This window comes from Streptomyces sp. SID5785 (assembly GCF_009870065.1).
Lineage (GTDB): Bacteria > Actinomycetota > Actinomycetes > Streptomycetales > Streptomycetaceae > Streptomyces.
The window spans coordinates 1-3,404 of sequence record NZ_WWIA01000505.1 but is presented as its reverse complement, the minus strand read 5'-3'; the positions used below and the strand labels follow the sequence as shown (position 1 = coordinate 3,404).

Annotated in this window: 4 protein-coding genes; 2 read left to right on the top strand and 2 right to left on the bottom strand. The window is 73.9% G+C overall.

Annotation, left to right across the window (positions count from 1 at the left end; translation table 11 throughout):
* The coding region (locus GTW43_RS16525; RefSeq protein ID WP_161302798.1) for a DoxX family membrane protein at positions 1-283 on the bottom strand (283 nt) is incomplete at its 3' end.
* Positions 284-385: 102 nt separating this feature from the next.
* On the opposite strand from GTW43_RS16525, the gene GTW43_RS16520 reads away from it, so the two are divergent.
* The gene (locus GTW43_RS16520; protein ID WP_161302797.1) at positions 386-709 is read left to right on the top strand and encodes a nuclear transport factor 2 family protein; all 324 of its coding nucleotides are present in this window, start codon (positions 386-388) and stop codon (positions 707-709) included.
* An 88-nt stretch (positions 710-797) separates the two neighbouring features.
* On the opposite strand, the gene GTW43_RS16515 is transcribed toward GTW43_RS16520, so the two are convergent.
* Positions 798-1,565, bottom strand: coding sequence for an SDR family oxidoreductase (locus GTW43_RS16515; RefSeq protein ID WP_161302796.1), 768 nt, complete (start codon positions 1,563-1,565; stop codon positions 798-800).
* A 154-nt stretch (positions 1,566-1,719) separates the two neighbouring features.
* Here GTW43_RS16515 and GTW43_RS16510 point away from each other — a divergent pair, with 154 nt between their 5' ends.
* The gene (locus GTW43_RS16510) at positions 1,720-3,351 is read left to right on the top strand and encodes an alkaline phosphatase D family protein (RefSeq protein WP_161302795.1); all 1,632 of its coding nucleotides are present in this window, start codon (positions 1,720-1,722) and stop codon (positions 3,349-3,351) included.
* Positions 3,352-3,404 lie beyond the last annotated feature (53 nt).

Sequence of the window (3,404 nt, the reverse complement as noted above, 5' to 3'; positions counted from 1 at the left end):
CGGCCGCGCCGGCCACCGGGGTCGCGAGGCCGAGGGCGAGCAGGGCGCCGCCGCCCGCCTCGCCGAGCCCCGCCGCGAGGGCGCTGGCCTTCGGCGGGGCGTATCCCATGGACTCCATGGCGGCGGTGGTGGCGGACAGCCCGCCGCCGCCGAACCAGCCGAGCAGTTTCTGCGCGCCGTGCGCGGCGAGCACCGCCCCGGTGCCCACGCGCAGCGCGAGCAGGCCCAGGTCGCGGCGGCCGGGACAGAGGACGGTCGAGGGGCGTGAGCGAGTGCAGATCATGTCTCCACCGTCCGGCAGCGGCCCGGCCCGCACCTCACGCACGGGCCCGTTCGGGTGGCGGCCCCGGTGGCGGCACCCCGGGGCCGGTGCCAGCCTGGGCGCATGCCCATCCAGACAGCCAAGCTCAGCGACCCCGCGGTCCGTGCCTTCGTCACCGCGCTCAACGCCCACGACCAGGACGCCTTCCGGGCCGCGCTCGCGCCCGGCGCGACCATGGCCGACGACGGCAGCGAGCGGGACCTCGACGACTGGACGGCCCGGGAGATCTTCGACTCCCACGGCCACATGGAGATCGAGAAGGAGACCGCACAGGGCCGCGCCCTCGTCGCCCGGTACCGCAACGACACGTGGGGCGAGATGCGGACCGCGTGGCGATTCGACGTGGCCGACGGGAAGGTCACCCGCTTCGAGACCGGTCAGGCCTGATCCGGCCGCAGGACCCCAAGGGGGGCACCAAGTACCTCAGGGGGCACCAAGTACCTCAGGGGGGGGCATCACCGCACAGCGTGCGGGTTCATCCCCGGCCGACGTACGGCATGGCCGTGGCCAGGATGGTGGCCGACTGGATGTTGGCGTCGAGCGGGAGCTCCGCCATGTGCCGGACCGTGCGGGCCACGTCCGCGACGTCCATGACGGGCTCGGCGGCCAGCGTGCCGTTCGCCTGGAGGATGCCGGACTGCATGCGCTCGGTCATGTCCGTCGCCGCGTTGCCGATGTCGATCTGCCCGCACGCGATCCGGTAGGCACGCCCGTCCAGGGACAGTGACTTGGTGAGCCCGGTCAGCGCGTGCTTCGTCGTCGTGTACGCGATCGAGTGCGGCCGGGGCGCGTGCGCCGAGATCGACCCGTTGTTGATGATCCGGCCGCCCTGCGGGGCCTGCTCCTTCATCTGCCGGAACGCGGCCTGCGCGCACAGGAACGCGCCGTTCAGATTCGTGTCGACGACGTGCCGCCACGCGTCGTACGCCAGCTCCTCGACGGGCACGCCGCCCGGCCCGAAGGTGCCCGCGTTGTTGAAGAGCAGGTCGAGCCGGCCGTAGCGCTCGCGCACGGCGGCGAAGAGCGCGGCCACGTCGTCCGGGTCCGACACATCCGTGCGGACCGGCAGGGACGCGGCGCCGGGGGCGAGCGCCGCGGTCTCCTCCAGGGTCTCCACGCGGCGCCCCGCGAGGGCCACCCGCCAGCCCGCGCGCAGCAGTTCCAGGGCGACGGCCCGGCCGATGCCGGACCCGGCGCCGGTGACCAGGGCGGTCCGCGGCGCGGTGAGGTGCTGTTCGTCCATGGGGCCGCAGCGTACGGGCGTACCGCCACGCGGACATCATCCATCCGACATGTGGTTGTTGTGTGCGCGACAGGGCCGCGTCGTCCCGGGCCACTCGAATCTTCCCTGGCGTCAGCCACCGCAGTGACGACAGCAGCAGCCAGGGGAGGGCTCCATGTCATCCGTACCGCAGCACGCACCCGAACTCCGCGCCGCCGCCCAGCACTTGGGCCGCCGCCGGTTCCTCACGGTCACCGGCGCCGCCGCCGCGCTCGCCTTCGCCGTGAACCTCCCGGCGGCCGGCACCGCGGCCGCCGCCGAACTCGACGCCCGCAGGATCACCGACAACCCGTTCACCCTGGGCGTCGCCTCCGGCGACCCGCAGCCGGGCTCCGTGCTCCTGTGGACGCGGCTCGCCCCCGCCCCGTTCGAGACGGGCGGCGGACTGCCCGCCGAGCGGGTCCAGGTCCGCTGGGAACTCGCCGACGACGAGCGCTTCCGGCGCGCCGTCAGACGCGGTACGGCCACCGCGCACCCCGAGTTCCACCACGCCGTGCACGTCGAGGTCGGCCACCTGGCGCCGGGCCGCGTCTACTACTACCGCTTCCGCGTCGGCGACTGGGTCAGCGAGACCGGCCGCACCCGCACCGCGCCCGCCGAGTCGAGCGCAGCCGCCGGCCTCACCCTCGCCGCGGTCTCCTGCCAGGCCTACCACGACGGCTACTTCACCGCGTACCGCCACCTCGCCCAGGACGACGTCGACGTCGTCTTCCACCTCGGCGACTACCTCTACGAGTACGCCGTCGACTCCGCGGGCGGCGCCCGCAAGTACACCGACCGCGTCCTGCCCGACGTGTTCGCCCGCGAGACCATGACGCTGGACGACTACACGCTGCGCTACGCCCTCTACAAGAGCGACCCCGACCTGCGGGCCGCGCACGCCGCGCACCCCTTCGTCGTCACCTGGGACGACCACGAGACCGAGAACAACTACGCGGGCGACACCCCCGAGAACAGCGTCCCGCCCGAGGAGTTCCTGCTGCGCCGCGCCTCCGCGTACCGCGCCTACTGGGAGAACCAGCCGCTGCGCCGCCCCCAGCTGCCCGACGGCCCCGACATGCGGCTCTACCGGCGTCTGCACTGGGGCCGGCTCGCCCAGTTCGACATCCTCGACACCCGCCAGTACCGCACCGACCAGGCCAACGGCGACGGCTGGAAGGCGCCGACGCCCGCGTCCGAGGCCGCCTCCCAGACGCTGCCCGGCCGCACCCAGGAGCGCTGGCTCACCGACGGCTGGCGCCGCTCCCGCGCCCTGTGGAACGTCGTGCCCCAGCAGGTCACCTTCTCCCGCCGCAACAACCCCGCCGAGGGCGACGTCACGCTCTCCATGGACTCCTGGGACGGCTACCCCGCCTCCCGCGAGCGGATCCTCCGGGGGGCGGACGCGGCGCGCGTCGAGAACCTGATGGTGCTCACCGGCGACGTCCACGTGTCCTACGCGATGGACATCAAGCGGGACTTCGACGACGCGGGGTCGCGGACCGTCGGCACGGAGATCGTCACGACGTCCGTCACCAGCGGCAAGGACGGCTCGGCGCGGCCCGCCAACTGGGCCGGGTACCTGGCCCGCAACCCGCACATGAAGCACTACGACGGGCTGCGGGGGTACGCCACGGTGGAGCTCGGGCGGCGGGAGGCGCGGGCCGACTTCAAGACGGTCTCCGCGGTGACCGTGCCGGGCGCTCCGCTCACGACGGCGGCGTCCTTCGTGATCCCGGTAGGCAACCCGGGCCTGCACCCGGCCTGACCCCGTCCGTCGCCGGGTGCGGCCCGGTGGGGCTTCTCGCGCAGTTCCCCGCG